Raw genomic sequence first — 18,638 nt, forward strand, 5'->3', positions numbered from 1 at the left:
CAAAAAAACCATTCTCCCCGCTCACGCCGGCGGGCGGGGCCTTCGAGCCTTCAGTAGCGGGGACAGGATTTGAACCTGCGACCTCTGGGTTATGAGCCCAGCGAGCTACCGAGCTGCTCCACCCCGCGTCGGTAAACCCGACTGTACGCGAGCCGGCCGAGCAGATGCAAATCGGTTAACGCCGCTACGCGGACAGTTCCTCGGCCAGCGCCTCGCGCAGCCGGCCGGCCCGCTCCGAGACCTCCGCCGGGCCCAGCTCCATGGCCCGCACGCACCACTTCTGCCCCTCCGCGAGGTCCCCCTGCCGGGCCGCGAGCAGGCCGAGCCGCAGCGCCGCCCGCCCGTGCCCGGCCACCGCCGCCCGGGTCCACCACAGCGCCGCCTCCGGCTCGTTCCCCTCGCGGGCCAGGAGCAGCCCCAGGTTGAACGCCCCGTTGCGGGAGCCGGCTTCCGCCGCCTCCCGGTACCACCGGGCCGCGAGCGGGAGCTCGCCCCGGGCGGCGGCCAGCATGCCGACCCGGACCTGCGCCCGCCGGTGTCCCAGCTCCGCCGCCCGCTCGTACCACTCCTCGCTCTCGGTCCGCGCGGCTCCGCCCGCCGACTCGCCCAGCGCCACCGGCTCCGGCGGCGGGGCCAGCGACTCCAGCAGCGAGGCCAGCCGGAAGGCGGCCTCCGCGCTGCCGCCGCCGGCCGCGCAGCGCAGGTGCCGCTCCGCGGCCCGCTCCTCGCCGTCGCGGACCAGCGCGATGCCGACCTGCAGCGCCGCGTCGGTGTGTCCCGCCGACGCGGCCCGCTCGTACCACTTCAGCGCCGTCCGGTCCTCGTCCCGGCTGGCGAACAGGATCCCGAGGTTGAAGGCGGCGTCCACGCTCCCCGCCTCCGCCGCCTTGGAGAACCACGGCTCCGCGCCCGCCGCGTCCCCGACCTGGAGCAGCAGGATGGCCAGCGCGTTGGCCGCCTCGCGGTGTCCCGCGTAGGCCGCGCGCCGGTACCACTGCTCGGCCTGGGCGGTCCGCTCCTGCGCGACGCACAGCAGGGCGAGGTTGTACGCCCCGTTCTGGTCGCCCGCGTCCATCGCGGCCCGGTACCACTTCTCCGCCGTCTGGGTCTCGCCGCGCGCGGCGTGCAGCGCCCCCAGCGCGTTCGCCGCGTTGCCGTCGCCGTCCTGGGCGGCGCGCAGCCACCAGGTGGCCGCGTTCTCCTCGTCGCCGGCGTCGCGCAGCAGGAAGCCGAGGGCGCACGCCGCCCGCGGCTCGCCCTGCTTGGCGGAGGTCAGGTACCAGCGCCCGGCCTCCTTGAGCTCGCCGCGGGCCTCCAGCAGGGCGCCCAGGTGCAGCCCGGCGCGCCGGTGGCCGCGCGCGGCGGCCTGCCGGTACCACTGCTCGGCCTCGACCGGGTCGCCCTTCCTCAGGTGCCGGGCCAGGCGGTACGCGGCCTCGCGGTGCCCCTGCTCCGCCGCGGCCCGGAACCACCGCTCGACGCCCTTGTCCCCGCGGTGCTCCAGCAGGTCCGCGAGCCCGTACGCGCCGAGCGCGTGGCCGGATTCCGCCGCTTGCCGCATCCAGTACTCGGCGGCGGGCTCGTCGCCCCGCTCGCGGTAGTGGCGGCCCAGGGCGTGCGCGGCCGGAGCCGATCCGGCCACGGCGGCGACGCGCCACCAGCCGGCGGCCTCGTCGGGGTATCCGCGCTGGTGCAGCAGTACGCCGAGGTTGTTGGCGGCCGCGCGGTCGCCCTCCGCGGTCGCCCCGCGCAGGTACGGCTCGGCTCCGGTCAGGTCGCCGCGGCGCAGCAGGAGCGCCCCGAGCACGCTCATCGCGCCCGGGTCCCCCTTGTCGGCGGCGACCCGGTGACGGGCCTCCAGTTCCGCGTCGCTGGCCGAATCGGTCAGCGCGAAGGCCTCGTCGTCGAAGACGTCGTCGTCCGGGACGGTCGAGGGCGCGGCACTCCGCGCGGTCTGCGGGGTCATCGCGTTCCGCACGTCAACAGCCTGAGCCGCCCCATCGGCCTGTGTTCCCGATTCGGCCTCCGCCCTCACAAACCGCCCTGTCTCCAGCAGAGTTGACCTGTCCCCCATAAATCCCATCGTCGCATCACCTGCTACCCGCGTACACCTGGTATGTCGCAGCCAGTGAGGTCACTACAGCGTTTTGTCGACATGCCCACAGAGAGACAAGTCAAACACGACCACGGCCCAACTCACCCACCCCAGCGACCTCGTGTCCCCAGGTATCCGCCACGCATCCACCCCGGGCATGACGAAGGCCCGGATCCATCGGATCCGGGCCTTCGTCTTCAGTAGCGGGGACAGGATTTGAACCTGCGACCTCTGGGTTATGAGCCCAGCGAGCTACCGAGCTGCTCCACCCCGCGTCGGTGAAACCACAGTATCACGACGCGGGACGGACCATTTACCACGGGCCCCAAGGGCCCCTCTAGGAACCGGCCGCGGGCTCCTTCAGCTTCGCCTCCGCGTCGATCGCCCGCTTGAGCGCCGCCTGCAGATCGCCCTGGGCCTTGCCGTACGCCGTCCAGTCACCGGACTTCATCGCCTTGTCGGCCTCCTCCACGGCCTTCTGCGCGTCGGTGAGCGCCGCCTTGACCGTCGGGTCCTGGCTGCCCGGGGGCGTGGTGGTGCCGTCCGGCGGGACCGTCGGGCTGGTCGGGGGCGTGGTCGCGGACTCGGCCCCGAACACCACGTTCAGCGCCTTCTCCAGCGTGTCCTCGAAGGCGGTCTGGTCCCCGTAGGTCACCAGGACCTTCTTCAGCAGCGGGTACTTGAGGCCGCCGCCTCGGACGTAGACCGGCTCGACGTAGAGCATGCCCTTGTCGAGCGGGACGGTGAGCAGGTTGCCGTACTCCACCTGGGAGTCGCCCCGGCTCAGGATGTTGATCTCCTGGGCGATCTCCGGCTTGGAGTTGAATCTCGCCTGCACCAGCTTGGGGCCGTCCACCGGGTTCTGCGTGGGCAGCTTCAGCAGCTGGATCTTGCCGTACTCGGCCGTGGTGGGATCGGCGTTGACCGCCATGAAGGCGCTCAGGTTGTCCCGGCCGTTCGGCGTGAGCGTGGTGGTGAGCGAGAAGGCCTGGTTCGGATCCTTCTGACCCGGCATCTTCATGGAGAGGTAGTACGGCGGAACGGCCGTGCCCTCCTTGGTGGTCGGGTCGTCCGGCACCGCCCAGACCTCGCTGCCGCTGAGGAAGGTCTGCGGGTCGGTGACGTGGTACCGGGTCAGCAGTTCGCGCTGGACCTTGAAGAGGTCCTGCGGGTAGCGCAGGTGCTCCATCAGGGCCGGCGAGATCTCCTGCTTGGACTTGACCGTCCCCGGGAACGCCTTCATCCAGGTCTTCAGGACCGGGTCCTTGCTGTCCCACTGGTACAGCTTCACGGTGCCGTCGTAGGCGTCGACCGTGGCCTTCACCGAGTTGCGGATGTAGTTGACCTGGTTCTCCTGCGCGACGACCGCGCGCTGGGAGTTGGTCAGCGAGTCCGCCGTGCTGTCCCCGAGCCTGGTGCGCGACGCGTAGGGGTAGCCGTTGGTGGTGGTGTAGGCGTCCACGATCCACTGGACGCGGCCGTCGATCACCGCGGGGTACACGGCTCCGTCGATCGTCAGCCACGGGGCGACCGCTTCGACCCGCTCCTTGGGCGTGCGGTGGTAGAGGATCTTCGAACCCTCGCCGATGGCGCCGGAGTAGAGGATCTGGGGCTCGCTGAAGGCCAGGGCGTACGCGGCGCGGTTGACCGGGTTGCCCAGGCTCACCCCGCTGTCGCCCTTGTAGGTGGTCTCCTTCTCGCCCGTGTCGTCGGCGTAGTCGAGCTCCTTCTGCGGTCCCCCGACGATGGAGTACTGCTTGGTCTCCTCGCCGTAGTAGATCCGCTGCTCGTACGTCCCGAGGTCGCCCTTGGCCGGCAGGCCCGACTCGGTGAAGACGGGCTGGCCGCCCGGAGCGACCTCGGTGCCCTTGGCCGCGACGACCCCGTACCCGTGGGTGTACCGGAAGTGGTCGTTGATCCAGTTGTTCTTCGGGATGCCCGCGAGGTTGAGCTCACGGAGTCCGATGACCGTGTCCTGGCCCTTGTACCGGTCGACCGCCAGCGTGGCCGGGAAACCGTAGTAGCCCTTGTTCTGCTGGAGCTGCTGGAAGGCCGGGGAGACGATGTTCGGGTCGAGGAGGCGGATGCTCGCCGTGGTGTTGGCCTCCTGGCGGAGCGCCTTCTTGTCCGCCTTGGGGTCCGGCAGGCCGGCGTAGTCCGTGACGGACGCGGCGGCGACCCCGTAGGCGTCGCGCGTCGCCTTGATGTTCTTCTCGACGTACGGAGATTCCTTGGCCTGCTCGTTCGGCTGGACCTGGAACTTCTGCACGATCGCCGGGTACAGCCCGCCGATCAGGATCGCCGAGAGCACCATCAGGCCGAAGCCGATGACCGGCAGCTGCCAGGTGCGGCGCCACAGCGTCGCGAAGAAGAGCACCGCGCAGATCGCGGCGATGGCGACGAGGATCGTCTTCGCCGGCAGGTACGCGTTGGCGTCGACGTAGCGCAGGCCGGTCCAGTTGTCCGCCGCCTTGAAGTCGCTGGACTTCACGGCGAGGCCGTACCGGTCGAGCCAGTACGCGACCGCCTTGAGCGTGACGAAGAGGCCGAGCAGCACCGACAGGTGGCCGGTCGCCGCCGCGGTGGCCCGCGCACCGGGGCTCGTGACGCGCAGTCCCCCGTAGAGGTAGTGCACGACGGCCGCGGCGATCACCGAGAGCACGACGGCGGCGAAGCCGAAGCCGAGCAGGAAGCGGTACCAGGGCAGGTCGAAGGTGTAGAAGGACACGTCCAGGTTGAACTGGGGGTCCTTCGTTCCGAAGGGCACCCCGTTCACGTACATCAGCCAGGTCTTCCACTGGCCGGCCGCCGAGGCGCCCGCGATGAGTCCGACGAGGGCGGAGACGCCCAGGAGCAGCCACTTGCGGTACGGCGCGACGCTCATCCGGTAGCGGTCGAGGCTCTGCTGCTCCATCGACATCGCGCTGAGCGGCGGGCGCAGCCGGTGGGCGAGCCAGATGTTCAGCCCGACGGCGCCGGCCATGAGCAGGCCGAAGACCGCGAAGAGGCCGACCTTGGTCCACAGGGTGGTCGTGAAAACGGTGGAGTAATCGACGGAGCGGAACCAGAGCCAGTCCGTCCAGAAGCCCGCGAACATGATGAACGCCATGGCGAGGACGGCCAGGACGCCCAACGTCATCAGAAGAGTCCGGGCGCGCCGGGACGGGCGGCCGACTCTCATCCGTGGCCCGGAGGGGCCTCCGCCTCGGTCCGGCATCTGGAAAGCCAAGGTGCGCACCTCGAAAGTAGCTGTGTGGTAAATGATGCTGAGATTTTTCAAAGCATGGGCCCCCGATCGTAGGGCCCACTCATTCAACTTACTGAGGCTTTAGTCAGTTCCCGGTATCCGTCGGAAAGGAGGCAGGATGTTGCCCATGTCCAACCTTTCGCCGTCCCCCGGCACCCCCATGGCCGCCACCCCGCTGACCCGCGCCGTCCTCGAGATCGACGAGTACGCCTCCACCCTCGGCTGGGACAAGCCCGCCCGGCTCTTCGCCCTGGTCGACACGGCCAGGCTGCGCAAGGAGGCGCCGGGAGTCGCCCGCCAGCTCGGCCTCGACCAGGACGACACGGGCAAGAACCAGCTCACCCCGATCGAGCAGGACGAGGTGCCGGCGGGCACCCCGCTCGACAAGTTCCTGGGCACCATCGCCTGGCCCCCGTCGATCCTCGGCTGCGCGCTGACGGTGGAGCGGCTGATGCTCCCGCCGTCGGCGGAGGCCTCGGTACCGGAGGGGCTGACCGACAAGCAGCTGACCAAGTGGGTCGCCGCGCACCCGGACCGGCAGGAGGTCCGGCTGACCGTGGGCGTCCTGCGCGACGGATCGCGCGAGTCGGCCGTACGGCTGCGGGACAAGGACTCGGCGAACGACGTGCTGACCGGCGCGACCCTGGTGCCGGGGCTCGCCGAGGCGCTCGCCGCCACCTTCCTCGACTGACCCGGCCGACCCGGCCGGCTCAGTCGACCCGGCCGGGCGGTGCGGACGGCGGCGCGGACGGGGTCAGGGCTTGGTGCCGCACTGCGGCAGCCCGGTCGTGTCGCCCTTGCCGATCTTCTCCAGCGCCTTGACCGCGTCGTCGATGGTGGAGACCTTGACCAGCGTCAGCCCGTCGGGCACGTGGGCCGCGGCGGACGCGCAGTTCTCCGCGGGGGTCAGGAAGTACTCGGCGCCCGCCTGGCGGGCGCCGATGGTCTTCATCTGGATGCCGCCGATCGGGCCGACCTTGCCCGCGTCGTCGATGGTGCCGGTGCCGGCGATGAACTTGCCGCCGGTCAGGTCCTGCGGGGTGAGCTTGTCGACGATGCCGAGCGAGAACATCAGACCGGCGCTCGGGCCGCCGACGTCGGCGAGCTTGATGTCGATCGTGAACGGGAAGGTGTGGTCGGTGCCCGCCCGGATGCCGACGACGGCGTGGCCGTCGCCCTCCGCCGTGCCCGCGACGACCGTGACCTTGGTCGTGCCGGTGGGTTCGCGGTGGGCCTTCTCGGCCTCGGCGGCCTCGGCCGCGGGCACGATGGTGAACTCGACCGGCTCGCCGGGCTTGTGCTTGGTGACCAGCTTGGCCACGTCCTCCGGAGCGTTCACGGGGGCGCCGTCCACGGCCTTGACCACGTCACCGGCGTGCAGCTTGCCCTCGGAGGGGCTGGCCTTGACCACGGAGGCGACGATCACGCGGGCCTCGACCGGGATGCCGAGCTGCTTGAGCGCGGCCACCTTGGCGCTCTCCTGCGACTGGCTGAACTCCTCGGCGTTCTCCTGCGTGGATTCCTGGTCCGTCTTGCCGTTCGGGTAGAGGTTCTCGTGCGGCACGACGATGTTGTCGCCGGCCGCCCAGCCGTACACCGCTTCCAGCAGGTTCATGTCGTAGTCCGCGCCCGTGACGCGGACCGTCGTCATGTTCAGGTGCCCGCTGGTCGGGTACGTCTTGCGCCCCGAGATGTTCAGGACCGGCTCGCCGTGCGAGTCCCCCAGCGTGTTCACCGTCGGTCCCGGGCTCATCTCGGAGTACGGGACCTTCATGAACACCCCCGCGCAGAGCAGGGCGAAGAGCATCAGGGTGGAAGCGAGCATCGTCGCAGTGCGGCGTGGCATGGACCGACAGTACGGGACGCCTCTCGCGAGCGGCCTCCGGGGCCGGTCCGTACGGGTCCGGGCGCCCTCAGGCGGTGTCGGAACCGGAGTGTGCGTCCGCCGTCGCCCGGGGCCGTTCGTCCTTGCCCATGGCTTCACGGAACCTCGCGTAGCCCGCGAGCTCGGATATGTCTCCCGCCGTGCGGTCGCGCGCTGCCCAGCTGCCCCATATCGCCGCTCCGACCGCGGCGAACAGCGGAATCAGCAACCACGCCAGTGACGCCATGGGCGTGCCTCCCTACCCCGTAGTACGTGTTGTTGGTGGCTTCAACGCTGGTGCCCGGGAGGGGGTTACGCAAATCGAGGGCGTGTTGCGCGTCCGAACGGGTGCGTCCGTCCTGCTCTCAGCAGGCGCCGACCCACTCCTCCGTGCCGTCGGAGAAGGTCTGGTGCTTCCAGATCGGGACCTCGTGCTTGAGGTCGTCGATCAGCATCCGGCAGGCCTCGAAGGCCTCGCCGCGGTGCGGGCAGGAGACGGCGACGACGACCGCGAGGTCGCCGACGGCCAGGTCGCCGACGCGGTGGACGGCGGCGAGGGCGCGGACCGGGTACTTCGCCACGACGCGCTCGGCGACGCGGCGCATCTCCGCCTCGGCCGAGGGGTGGCAGGAGTAGCCGAGCCGGTCGACGTCCGCACCGCTGTCGTGGTTGCGCACCGTGCCGACGAAGAGCGTCGTACCGCCCGTCGCGTCGTCGCCGACGGCCTGGAAGACCTCGTCGATCGAGAGCGGGGTCTCACGGATCGCGAGCAGCCGGACGGGGTCCGAAGCGGCCTGCTCGCCGGGGTGATCGAAGTGCGGTGCCATGCATCCATCGTGCCCTAGCCGCTGACCCGGCGGAATAGCCGTTTCCCCAGGGCCGCGCCCGCACCCATGGAGCCTCCTACAGGACCCCTCCTACAGGACCCCTCCTACAGGACCCCTCCTACAGGACCCCTCCTACAGGAACCCGCGGATCCGGCGCCGGCCCCCCGGCGGGGGCCGGCCGGTCAGATCCCCCGGCGCCGGCGGGCCGCGCGGATCGCGGCGGCGGCGCCCAGCAGGGCGACCGTCGCACCCGCCGCGCCCGCGGCCGTGGCGTCCTTGCGCCCCAGCCGGCGGCCCGCGACCGTGTGCCGGCCCGCGACCTCCTTGAGGAGCTCCGCCAGCACCTCCTCGTTGGTCCAGCGCGGCCGCCAGCCCGCGGCGTGCAGCCCGCTGACGCTGACCACCCACGGGTGCATCGTGTACGCGAGGTCCCCGGCCGGGGACGGGGTCAGGCCGATCCGGTGCAGCCGGGCCGCGGCGCCCAGGGCGACGGCCGACGGGAGCTCCATGCGGCGGATGCCGCTCAGCTCCTCGACCTCCTCCTGCTCCAGCCAGCCCTCGCAGCCGACCGCCAGCTCGCCCTCGACCTTCTCCAGCGCCGCGTACTCCAGCGCGCTGACCAGGTCCTCCACGTGGCAGAACTGCCAGGTCGGGCGGGATCCGGCGACGACGAGCAGCCGGGGCGACTCGAAGTAGCGGGTCAGCGCGGTGTCGGTGCCGCCGACCAGGACGGCGGGGCGGACCACGGTGACGTTCAGGCCGGGGTGTGCGCGCGGTGCCCGGCGGCCCAGCCGTTCGATCTCCAGCAGGTCGCCGACGCCGGTCGCCTCGGCGGTCGCCCGCAGCTCGGCGTCCTCCGAGAGCGGGATGTCGTTGTCGGGCAGGGCCCCGTAGACCATCGCCGAGGTGCAGAGCACGACCCGGTGCACCGCCGCCGCCGCGGCGGCGGTGAGCACGGTCTGGGTGCCGCGCACGTTGTACGCCGTACGGGCCGCGGGATCCGTCTCCAGGTCCAGGTCCAGCGCCAGGTGCACCACGACGTCCGCGCCGCGCAGCTTCTCGGCGATCGCGGGGTCCCTGACGTCCAGGAGGTGCCACTGCGCGTCCGCGCAGTCCCCGCGCCGCTCGTCGATCGCGACGACCTGCTTGACCTCGTCGGACGCGGCCAGCCTGGTCACCAGGGCCGCGCCGACTCCTGACGCGGCGCCGGTCACGGCGATCACGGGACCTCGGCGCTGGGAGCCGGCCGGGTTACGCGGCTGGCGAACGCCCTGGGCGTCATCGCCGTGCTCAGGGCGGTTTTCCGAGCTGTCCTTGTCCAAAGCGTGCGGATCCGGGGAACTCACCAGGCGTCTCCAGCGGTTGTCTTCAGTAGGGGCGCGCCGTGACGCGTACCTACCAGGTGATGTCCATCCTGCCGCAGCCCAGGAGTCGGCGGAGCACCGAGCCCGGAAGCGGGTCTGGTGTCTACGCTGGGTGGAGTTGTCGAACCGTTGCCCGCCGGCTGCCGCCGGCGGCCCTACGAGCCGAGGAAACCCGTGAGCGACACCCCATTCGGATTCGGCCTTCCGCCGGAGGAGCCGGACAACGGCGACGAGGGCAAGAAGAAGGGCAATGAGGGCGGTCAGAGCGGCCCGAATCCGTTCGGGTTCGGCGCGGGCCTGCCCGGGGGACTTCCCGGAGGCGCGGGCGGCACGGGCGGAGCCGACAATCCGTTCGCCGCGATGTTCGGCTCGATGAACCCGAACGACCTCGGCGCCGCCTTCCAGCAGCTCGGCCAGATGCTGAGCTACGAGGGCGGGCCGGTCAACTGGGACATGGCCAAGGACATCGCCCGCCAGACCGTCGCCCAGGGCACCGCGGACGGGGTGAAGGACGCCAGCGTCGGCCTCGCCGAGAAGTCCGCGGTCCAGGAGGCCATGCGGCTGGCCGACCACTGGCTCGACGGCGTGACCTCGCTGCCGTCCGGCGCCGCGACGGCCGTCGCGTGGAGCCGTGCCGAGTGGGTCGAAGCCACCCTCCCGGTGTGGAAGGAGCTCGTGGACCCGGTCGCCGAGCGCGTCGGCGCGGCCATGGGCGGCGTCCTGCCCGAGGAGATGCAGGCCATGGCGGGCCCGCTGCTCGGCATGATGCGCTCCATGGGCGGAGCCATGTTCGGCCAGCAGATCGGCCAGGCCGTGGGCACGCTCGCGGGCGAGGTCGTCGGTTCGACCGACATCGGCCTGCCGCTGGGCCCGGTCGGCAAGGCCGCGCTGCTGCCCCTGAACATCGAGGGCTTCGGCAAGGACCTGGGCGTCTCCCCGGACGAGGTCCGGCTCTACCTCGCGCTGCGCGAGGCCGCCCACGCGCGTCTCTTCGCACACGTGCCGTGGCTGCGTTCGCACCTCTTCGGCGCGGTCGAGGGCTACGCGCGGGGCATCAAGGTCGACACCTCGAAGCTGGAGGAAGTGGTCGGCCAGCTCGACCCCTCGAACCCGGAGCAGCTGCAGGAAGCCCTCCAGGGCGGCATGTTCCAGCCGCAGGACACGCCGGAGCAGAAGGCCGCGCTGGCCCGCCTGGAGACGGCGCTCGCGCTGGTCGAGGGCTGGGTGGACGCGGTCGTGCACGAGGCGGCCTCCCCCCGGCTGACCTCGGCGGACGCCATGCGCGAGACCATGCGCCGCCGGCGCGCCTCGGGCGGTCCGGCGGAGCAGACCTTCGCGACCCTGATCGGGCTGGAGCTGCGGCCGCGCCGGCTGCGCGACGCGGCCCGGCTGTGGGCCTCGCTCACCGACGCGCGCGGCGTGGACGGGCGCGACGGGCTGTGGGAGCACCCGGACATGCTGCCGACGGCCTCCGACCTGGACGACCCGGACGGCTTCGTGCACCACGAGCAGCCGGACTTCTCCGAGATCGACAAGATGCTCGGTGAGGCCGCCGCCCAGAGGCGTGAGCAGGACGGCCGCGAGCAGGACGGCGACGACAAGAAGTGACCCTGTACGAGGACGCCGTCCACACGCTGAAGGAATACGCCGCCGACGGGGACCAGGCCGGGCTGCGCGAGGTCTATCTGGAGCACCTGGCCGCCCACCCGGACGGGGTCTACAAGCCCTGCGGGGCCGGGCACGTCACGGGCAGCGCGCTCGTGGTCGACCCCGTGCGGGGGCGCGTCCTGCTGACCCTGCACAAGAAGCTCGGCATGTGGCTCCAGATGGGCGGGCACTGCGAGCCCGGCGACACCACGCTCGCCGGGGCCGCGCTGCGCGAGGCCGTCGAGGAGTCGGGCATCGCGGACGGGCTGGAGCTGCTGCCGGGCGGGCCCGTGCGGCTGGACCGGCATCCCATCCCGGCGCCGTGCAACTGGCACCTGGACGTGCAGTACGCGGCGCTGGCGCCCGCCGGGGCGGTCGAAGCGATCAGCGACGAGTCGCTGGACCTGCGCTGGTTCGCGTACGAGGAGGTGGCGGCGGTGGCCGACGCCTCCGTCGTGCGGCTGGTGGAGGCGACCCGGGCGAGGCTCTGAGCCCCGGGACGGGACACGCGCGAGGGGCGGCTCCGCTGGTGCGGGGCCGCCCCTCCTGCGTCGCGGGCCGTCGCGTGCGCCCGTGCCGGATCAGTTCCAGGCGTTGTTCTGGTTCTGCGCGTGGGCGCCCTGCTGGCCCACGCCGAACTGCGCGGCCGCGCCCTGGCCGATCTGGGCGTTCTGCGGCGGGAGCACCTCGCTGGGCTGGACCAGCGCGAAGCCGGTGCCGAGGAAGCTGAGCTCCCAGCCCTCGCCGGTGTTGCCGCGCCGCCGCCACACGCCGGTGGAGTGCGTCTGGGCCTGCATCTGCACGCGCAGCGAGGTGGACCAGGCGACGATGGCGTCCGCGTCGGCGTTGACGTACTTGTCGGGCGTGACCTGCATCATCAGCGGCTGCCCGGAGGTCATCAGCGCGACCTTGCCGCGGCCGGTGATGTTGAGCTGGTACTTGCCGGAGCCGGAGATCCCGTACTGGCTGTCGACCGCGATGACCTCGGTGTGCAGGGTCGAGTCGAGGGCCAGCACGTAGCTGCTGTCGACGGTGAGCCCCTCCTGGTCCACGTCCAGGACGTGGACGTACTGCGCCAGGTTGGCCAGGTAGACCGTCCCCTGGCCGGAGCAGCGCATCAGGTCCAGGCCCTCGCCGGTGCGGCGGCGGGCGCCCCGCTGGGTGGTGCTCTGGTACTCGCCGTCGAAGTCGACGATCCCCTGGTAGGCGACCATGGCGCCCTTGCGGGCGAGCACGTCGTCGGAGCCGCTCAGCGAGACCCGCAGCAGCTGCGGGTTCTGGACGGCGTACCGCTCCTGGGACTGCGCCTCGGCGTGGGCGAAGAGTGAACTCTGCATGATGTGCCTTCTCCCCCTCAGCCCCGGGCCCGGAGCCGGTCGGTGCTGTCCTCGCTGGGCTGGACGACCACGATGCCCTGGCCGGAGAAGGCCATCTGGTAGGCCTCCCCGCTGCCCCGGCCGATCATCGACGAGGCCTTGAAACTGCGCTTCCCCTTGACCTTGAGGTTCGGGGACCAGGCGACGAGCGCGTCGGGGTCGACGTACGTCTCGTCGTCGCCGCGGCCGCAGTCGACCACGATCGGCGTGCCCCGGGAGGTGATCGCGACCCAGCCGGTGCCGGAGACCGACACGTTGAACAGGCCCTGGCCGGCGAACTTGGCCATCCCCTTGACCCGCTCCACGCCCCACTGGAGGTGGGCGTCGAAGGCGAGGAGGTTGGTGCCGTTGACGGAGAGGGAGTCGTTGTTGAGGTTGACGACGACGACGTCCGCGCCGTAGTCGGCGAGGTAGAGCAGGCCGTCGCCCGTGCACTTCATCAGCGGGGCGCCCTCGCCGGTGAGCCACTGCGAGGCCATCTGGCGCACGGCCGGCGGGTTGGGCTCGTACTGGACGAAGCCCTCGTAGGCGACCATCGACCCGGTGCGCGCGAAGAGGTCCTGGCCGCTCTGCATGGCGACCTTGAGCATGGCCCGGCCGTGGTTTTCCATGCGGGCCGTGACGGGGGTCGGGGCGTAGCCCGCGAGCTGCTGGTTCATAGCGTTCATGGCATTCATGTGGGGCTCCCTCAGACCTCGTACGGCTGGACGACGATGAAGTTGCCGGGAGCGCCGCGGAACTGGAGGTTCACGGTCTCCCCGCTGTGGCCGGGGTAGGCGTTGCGCCGGAGCCTGACCTGGCTGGAAATGATCACCTGGGCGGCGGAGGACCACGCGACGATGGCGTTGCTGTCGGCGAAGGTGGTCGGGGTGACCGGCAGGACGACGGGGACGCCGTGGGTCTTGACGATGACCGTGCCGGAGCCCTGGAACTGCATGGTGAACAGCGCGCCGCCCGGGATGCCGTGGCCCTCGATGCGGCGCACCTCGTGCTGGAGCGACTCGTCGAAGGCGAGGACGCTCTCGGCGGAGACGCAGATGCCGTCGCCCTGGAGCTCGATGGCGTGCAGGTGGGCGCCGGCCTCCGCGAGGAAGACCTGGCCGCGGCCGGTGCAGCGCATGAGCTGCATCTCCTGGCCGGTGGCGTTGCCGACGATGCGGCCGGCGAAGCCCGCGCCCTTGTAGCTGAAGTCGACCTTGCCCTGGTAGAGCACCATGCTGCCCTGGCGGGCGAGGACGCCCTGGCCGCCCATCGACAGGTCGACGCGCATGAGCTGCTGGTTCTGCGGGGTCCAGCGGGCGCCCGTGGGGGCTTCCTTGTACGGCTGGAGGGCGGCGGCGAGTCCGGCGCCGGCGGCGGGCACCGCGTGCCCGGGCTGTCCGTAGCCGGGGGGCGGGGGCTGCTGGCCGTACGGGGGCGGCTGCTGGCCGGGGAACTGGCCCGGCGCCTGGGGAACCTGCCCGTACGAGGGCTGCGGCGGCTGTCCGTACGGCGCGGGGGCCGGGGCGGGCGGCGGGACCTGGGCGGCGTAGGACTGGGCCTGGTGCTGCTGCGGCTGGCCGTAGGGCGCGGGGGCCGGCGGGGCCAGGGGGGTGCCCATCGGCGCGGCCATGGTGGGGGCCGCGTGGACGGGCTGCTGGTACGGCGCGGGGGCCGGGACCTGGGCCGGAGCTCCGAAGGAGGGCGCCGGGGCGGCCGGGGGCGGTGTCTGCGCGGGGGCGCCGAACGCGGGCGCGGGCGCGGCGGCCTGCGGCGGCGGGGCGAAGCCGGGCGCGGCGGCCGGAGCCTGGGGCTGCGGCTGCTCCTCCTCGGCGACCTCGCCGCCGAAGTTCTCGAGCAGCGCGGCGAGCCCGCCGTCGAAGCCCTGGCCGACGGCGGCGAAGCGCCAGACGTCCTTGAGGTAGAAGTCGCCGATCATCAGCGCGCGCTCGGTGGTGAACTCCGAGCCCGTGAAGGCGTACCGGACGACCTCCTCGCCACCCGCCACGACGCGGATGTAGCCCGGTCCGATCTGCGACATCTGCCCGGCACCGTCGATCGACGCGGCGAAGGACAGCTTGTGGATGCCGGCCGGAACGCGGTCCAGGGTCACCCTGAAGGACTCCGAGTCGCCGGACTGCGCGCCGAGCTGCTGAATGGACTCTTCCGGCGACTTCGGCTGGTTGAAGAAGACGAAGTAGCGATCGTCCGAGAGCTGTTCGTTCGCGTCGAGGCCGAAGCAGCTGATGTCGATGGCGAGCCCGGGCCCGGCGATGTGGACACCCACATAGAGGTCCGTGCCGGCCGTCAGATCGCTGATCTTGGCTTTGTGACCGCGTTGGAATTCCCTGGTCATACCTAAGACCGTCCCCCATCCCGACTGTGAATGCGTGGCGCTCAGGCTAACGGCATCCCCGGACATCCGGCCAAGTCGGTACCGAGCCGGTACATATCACGAGGTGTGACATGAGGGGCGAGCGCGGACTATTCGTCGCGGGCGGCCGGGACTTTCGGGAGGCGCTCGGCGGCGACGACTCCTTCGAGGTACCCGCGGGCGCGCTCGGTGCGCGGGTACGCCTCCAGCAATTCCCAGAAGTCCGGTCCGTGGCCGGGCACGAGCAGGTGCGCCAGCTCGTGCAGCAGGACGTAGTCGACGACGTACTCGGGCATCCCCTGGAGGCGGTGGGAGAGCCGGATGCTGCCTTCGGCCGGGGTGCAGGAGCCCCAGCGGGTGTTCTGGTTGGTGACCCAGCGGACCGAGCGGGGGCGGGCGCGGGCGCCGAAGTACTGCTCGGACAAACGTTCCGCCCGCTCGGTGAGTTCCGTGTCCCCGAGGGTGCGCTTGCTCTCCTGGGCCGCCAGCTTGTCGAGCATGACGCCCACCCAGCGCTTCTCCTCGGCCTCGGACATCCGGGCAGGGATGAGGACGACCGTACGATCACCCTCGCGGTAGGCGGATACGGTCCTGCGGCGGCGTGCGCTCCGGCGGACTTCGACGGCGCGCTGTGCTGGATCGGCGGACACGCCACGACGGTACCCGCTCGCCACGGCGGAAGTCCCGCCCTCCGGGGCTCGGACGCGAGCGATTCACCGTCGCCCCACAAGAACCTTGATTATCCAGCTCATATGCCCAATACCCCTTGCCTGTGGACAAATTTCCACGCGTCGCCCGACGGCCGGGCAATCTTGCGGAAAGCACCGCACACGAGGGCGGACCGCGGAGGGCGGGCAGCCGGACGAGCGAGGGGGACCACGATGTATCCGAAGGTGAAGACGGCGCTGGCGCGGGCCTGGCGGGATCTGCAGACGGTGCAGTTCGGGGTGACGCCCGCCCACGCGGTGGTGCTCGGCCCGGTGGACACGGCGACGGCCTCGCTCCTCGACCTGATCGACGGGACCCGGGGGATGGAGCTGCTGCGCGCGCGGGGCAAGGTGATCGGCCTGCCGGACGGCCGGGTCGACGAGGTGGTGCGGCGCCTCGCCTCGGCCGGACTGCTCGACGACGCCACGGCCGGCGGCCCCCGGGCGCAGGCCGTGCGGTCGCGGCCGGAGACCCTGACGCGGCTCGGTCCGGACCTGGGATCACTGTCCCTGGTCCACCCCGAGCCGGGCGGGGACGCACGGGCCGTCGCCGCGCGCCGGGGGATACGGATCCAGGTGCGCGGGAGCGGCCGGGTCGGCGGGGTGATCGCCTCGGTCCTGGCGGGAGCGGGCATCGGCCGGGTCGAGGTGCTCGACGGCGGGCGCGCGGAGCCGGCGGACGTGGCCCCGGGCGGGCTCGGTCCCGGCGGCGTGGGCCGGCTGCGCGCCGAGGCCGCGCGGGCGGCGGTCCGTGCGGCGGCCCCGGGGCGCGGACCGCGGGCCGCGGAGAGCGAGGGGGCCGAGCCGGGGCTGGCCCTGGTGGTGGTCGCGCCCCGGGACGGACTGCAGGCCTGGGCCCCGGATCCGCAGGCCTCGGCCGACTGGGTCGCCACCGGCACCCCCCACCTGTACGCGGGAGTGCTGGAGGGAACCGGGCTGGTGGGTCCCCTGGTGCTGCCCGGGGCCACCGCGTGCGCGGGGTGCATGGAGCGCGACCGGGTGGACCGGGATCCGGCCTGGCCGCGCATGCTGGTCCAGTGGCGCGCGGTCCACCGCCGCCGTGCTGGCGGCGCCTGCGATCTGGGCCTGTCGACGGCCGTGGCCGGCCTGGCCGCGGCCCACGCCCTGTCCTTCCTCGACGGCGGACTCCCCGCCTCCACCGCCACCCGCTGGGAGGCCGCTCTTCCCGCTCTCCACTGGCACCCCACCGCGGTCCTGCCGCACCCCGAGTGCCCGTGTGGTGCGAGCGGAGACCGTGACTCCGTCGGAGTGCGGTCGGCAGTGGGATCGGGCTCCGGGACCCGGAGCGGGCCATGACAGGATTGCCGTGGCCGAGGCGCCGTCCGAGAGCTCGTCGGGGGCTCCCCCGAACCGCCGCTTGCGGCTCAGCTGTCTGGGAATTGGAGGGGCGAATGTCTGATCTTCCCCGGAAGGCGGTCACCCGTACCGTCAAGCTGGCCGCGCTGCCACTGGGCATGGCGGGCCGGGCCACGTGGGGGCTCGGCAAGCGGATCGGCGGCAAGTCCGCGGAGATCGTGGCGCGCGAGCTCCAGCAGCGCACCGCCGAGCAGCTGTTCCGCGTCCTGGGAGAGCTGAAGGGCGGCGCCATGAAGTTCGGGCAGGCGCTCTCGGTCTTCGAGTCGGCCCTGCCCGAGGAGGTCGCCGGTCCCTACCGGGCGGCACTGACGAAGCTTCAGGAAGCCGCGCCGCCCCTGCCCACGGCGACCGTGCACCAGGTGCTGGCGGAGCGGCTCGGCCCGGACTGGCGGGACCTGTTCGAGGAGTTCGAGGACAAGCCGGCCGCGGCCGCCTCGATCGGGCAGGTGCACCGGGCCGTGTGGCACGACGGCCGCGCGGTGGCGGTGAAGGTCCAGTACCCGGGAGCCGGCGAGGCGTTGCTGTCGGACCTCAAGCAACTGGGCCGGTTCGCCGGGCTGTTGGGACCGCTGATCCCGGGCATAGAGATCAAGCCCCTGATCAAGGAGTTGCGCGACCGGGTCGCGGAGGAACTGGACTACGAGCTGGAGGCCGAGGCGCAGCGGACGCACGCCGACGCCTTCGCGGGCGACGAGGACGTGGTCGTGCCCGACGTCGTCCACCAGGGCGACCAGGTGCTGGTGACCGAGTGGATGGAAGGGACCCCGCTGTCGGAGGTGATCGCCGACGGCACCGAGGAGGAGCGCGACCGCGCCGGACAGCTGCTGGCCCGGTTCCTCTTCTCCGGTCCCGCCCGTACCGGGCTGCTCCACGCGGATCCGCATCCGGGCAACTTCCGGCTGATATGCGGGGCGGACGGCCGGATGCGGCTGGGCGTACTGGACTTCGGGACGGTCGACCGGCTGCCCGGGGGCTGGCCCAAGCCCATCGGCAGGTCGCTGCGGATGACCCTCGACGGTGACGCCGAAGGGGTCTACGGGCACCTGCGCGCCGAGGGCTTCGTCAGGGATTCCATAGAGCTGGATCCCGATGCGGTGCTCGACTACCTGATGCCCATCATCGAGCCCGCCGAGGCCGAGGAGTTCACCTTCACCCGGCCCTGGCTGCGCGGCCAGGCGGCGCGGATCGCCGATCCCCGCTCCCCCGCGCACCAGTTGGGGCGCCAGATCAACCTGCCGCCCTCGTACCTGCTGATCCACCGGGTGACGCTGAGCACGATCGGCGTCCTGTGCCAGCTCGGCGCGACGGTCCGGCTCCGCGAGGAACTGGAGTCCTGGCTCCCGGGGTTCCTGCCGGACGGGGACTGACTCCGGGCGCTGCCGTGCGACCGGCCGGGAGCCTCCCGCTTTCGGCGCGGGTCACCACCAGGCGGAGTCGAGGCGGCCTTCGATGGCGCGGAGATTGGCCCGCGCGCAGTCGACGCAGAAGTACTGCCTGGTCCCGTTCTCCACGGAACAGGTCCAGGTGGGCGGGGCGCCGTCCGGGGACTGGGCGCCGCAGCGCGCGCAGACGACGGGCGGCACCTCGGGTCCCGGCGGGGCCGGGGGGGAAGTCGGCTGGTCCACCTCCAGACGATATCCCCGCGAGGGGTGGACGGCCCTTCGCAACGCACCGGGGGGGCGCGGGCGGGGGGGGCGGGGCCCCCCGGCGGGGCGGGGCGGCGGGGTGGGGCCGGCGCGGGGCGGGGTGGTTGTGGAGGTGGGGGCGTGGCCCCCCCGGCC

The 18,638-nt window shown here is 72.2% G+C and carries 16 protein-coding genes and 2 tRNA genes; 5 read left to right on the plus strand and 13 right to left on the minus strand.

Features of this window, described 5'->3' with window-relative positions; genetic code table 11:
- Positions 1-54 precede the first annotated feature (54 nt).
- From ACWF9Z_RS27010 to ACWF9Z_RS27025, 4 genes are all read right to left on the minus strand, one after another.
- Positions 55-128, minus strand: a tRNA-Met gene (locus ACWF9Z_RS27010).
- A gap of 56 nt (positions 129-184) precedes the next feature.
- Complete coding sequence (locus tag ACWF9Z_RS27015; RefSeq protein WP_453606015.1) at positions 185-2,083, minus strand: tetratricopeptide repeat protein; 1,899 nt, start codon at positions 2,081-2,083, stop codon at positions 185-187.
- Positions 2,084-2,296: 213 nt separating this feature from the next.
- Positions 2,297-2,370 (minus strand) — tRNA-Met (locus ACWF9Z_RS27020).
- A gap of 62 nt (positions 2,371-2,432) precedes the next feature.
- Positions 2,433-5,312 (minus strand): UPF0182 family membrane protein, encoded by a 2,880-nt coding sequence (locus ACWF9Z_RS27025; RefSeq protein WP_453606093.1) that lies wholly within the window; start codon positions 5,310-5,312, stop codon positions 2,433-2,435.
- Positions 5,313-5,460: 148 nt separating this feature from the next.
- Between ACWF9Z_RS27025 and ACWF9Z_RS27030 the strand changes: the two genes are divergently transcribed.
- Positions 5,461-6,033, plus strand: coding sequence for a PPA1309 family protein (locus tag ACWF9Z_RS27030; RefSeq protein WP_453606017.1), 573 nt, complete (start codon positions 5,461-5,463; stop codon positions 6,031-6,033).
- Between the two features lie 63 nt (positions 6,034-6,096).
- Here the strand turns inward: ACWF9Z_RS27030 and ACWF9Z_RS27035 are convergent, their stop codons facing one another.
- The 4 genes from ACWF9Z_RS27035 to ACWF9Z_RS27050 all read right to left on the minus strand — a co-directional run bounded on the left by ACWF9Z_RS27035 (position 6,097) and on the right by ACWF9Z_RS27050 (position 9,256).
- Complete coding sequence (locus ACWF9Z_RS27035; protein WP_453606019.1) at positions 6,097-7,188, minus strand: YlbL family protein; 1,092 nt, start codon at positions 7,186-7,188, stop codon at positions 6,097-6,099.
- 67 nt (positions 7,189-7,255) lie between these two features.
- A complete protein-coding gene (locus ACWF9Z_RS27040) occupies positions 7,256-7,453 on the minus strand; it encodes a hypothetical protein (protein WP_453606020.1) in 198 nt (65 codons plus the stop codon).
- A 118-nt stretch (positions 7,454-7,571) separates the two neighbouring features.
- Positions 7,572-8,033 (minus strand): molybdenum cofactor biosynthesis protein MoaE, encoded by a 462-nt coding sequence (locus tag ACWF9Z_RS27045; RefSeq protein ID WP_453606022.1) that lies wholly within the window; start codon positions 8,031-8,033, stop codon positions 7,572-7,574.
- 182 nt (positions 8,034-8,215) lie between these two features.
- Entirely contained in the window at positions 8,216-9,256 is a 1,041-nt protein-coding gene (locus ACWF9Z_RS27050; RefSeq protein ID WP_453606023.1) for an SDR family oxidoreductase, read from the minus strand.
- Positions 9,257-9,571: 315 nt separating this feature from the next.
- Between ACWF9Z_RS27050 and ACWF9Z_RS27055 the strand changes: the two genes are divergently transcribed.
- Both ACWF9Z_RS27055 and ACWF9Z_RS27060 read left to right on the plus strand, forming a co-directional pair.
- Entirely contained in the window at positions 9,572-11,005 is a 1,434-nt protein-coding gene (locus ACWF9Z_RS27055) for a zinc-dependent metalloprotease (protein ID WP_453606025.1), read from the plus strand.
- Entirely contained in the window at positions 11,002-11,535 is a 534-nt protein-coding gene (locus ACWF9Z_RS27060; protein WP_453606027.1) for an NUDIX hydrolase, read from the plus strand. The genes ACWF9Z_RS27055 and ACWF9Z_RS27060 overlap by 4 nt, the downstream gene beginning before the upstream one ends.
- 90 nt (positions 11,536-11,625) lie before the next feature.
- Here the strand turns inward: ACWF9Z_RS27060 and ACWF9Z_RS27065 are convergent, their stop codons facing one another.
- From ACWF9Z_RS27065 to ACWF9Z_RS27080, 4 genes are all read right to left on the minus strand, one after another.
- On the minus strand, positions 11,626-12,381 hold the full coding sequence (locus ACWF9Z_RS27065; protein WP_453606029.1) for an AIM24 family protein: 756 nt from the start codon (positions 12,379-12,381) through the stop codon (positions 11,626-11,628).
- Positions 12,382-12,398: 17 nt separating this feature from the next.
- On the minus strand, positions 12,399-13,079 hold the full coding sequence (locus ACWF9Z_RS27070; RefSeq protein ID WP_356654977.1) for an AIM24 family protein: 681 nt from the start codon (positions 13,077-13,079) through the stop codon (positions 12,399-12,401).
- A 29-nt stretch (positions 13,080-13,108) separates the two neighbouring features.
- Positions 13,109-14,755: a TerD family protein gene (locus ACWF9Z_RS27075; protein ID WP_453606030.1), complete on the minus strand. Its 1,647-nt coding sequence runs from the start codon at positions 14,753-14,755 to the stop codon at positions 13,109-13,111.
- A 128-nt stretch (positions 14,756-14,883) separates the two neighbouring features.
- Positions 14,884-15,447 (minus strand): M48 metallopeptidase family protein, encoded by a 564-nt coding sequence (locus tag ACWF9Z_RS27080; protein WP_453606032.1) that lies wholly within the window; start codon positions 15,445-15,447, stop codon positions 14,884-14,886.
- A 207-nt stretch (positions 15,448-15,654) separates the two neighbouring features.
- Between ACWF9Z_RS27080 and ACWF9Z_RS27085 the strand changes: the two genes are divergently transcribed.
- Positions 15,655-16,797 carry a ThiF family adenylyltransferase gene (locus tag ACWF9Z_RS27085; RefSeq protein WP_453606034.1) on the plus strand — a complete coding sequence of 381 codons (1,143 nt, stop codon included), beginning with the start codon at positions 15,655-15,657 and terminating at the stop codon, positions 16,795-16,797.
- A gap of 95 nt (positions 16,798-16,892) precedes the next feature.
- Positions 16,893-18,224, plus strand: coding sequence for an ABC1 kinase family protein (locus tag ACWF9Z_RS27090; RefSeq protein ID WP_453606036.1), 1,332 nt, complete (start codon positions 16,893-16,895; stop codon positions 18,222-18,224).
- A 51-nt stretch (positions 18,225-18,275) separates the two neighbouring features.
- Here the strand turns inward: ACWF9Z_RS27090 and ACWF9Z_RS27095 are convergent, their stop codons facing one another.
- Entirely contained in the window at positions 18,276-18,482 is a 207-nt protein-coding gene (locus ACWF9Z_RS27095) for a hypothetical protein (RefSeq protein ID WP_453606037.1), read from the minus strand.
- Positions 18,483-18,638: the final 156 nt, after the last annotated feature.

It is taken from the genome of Streptomyces sp. NPDC054961 (assembly GCF_053609145.1).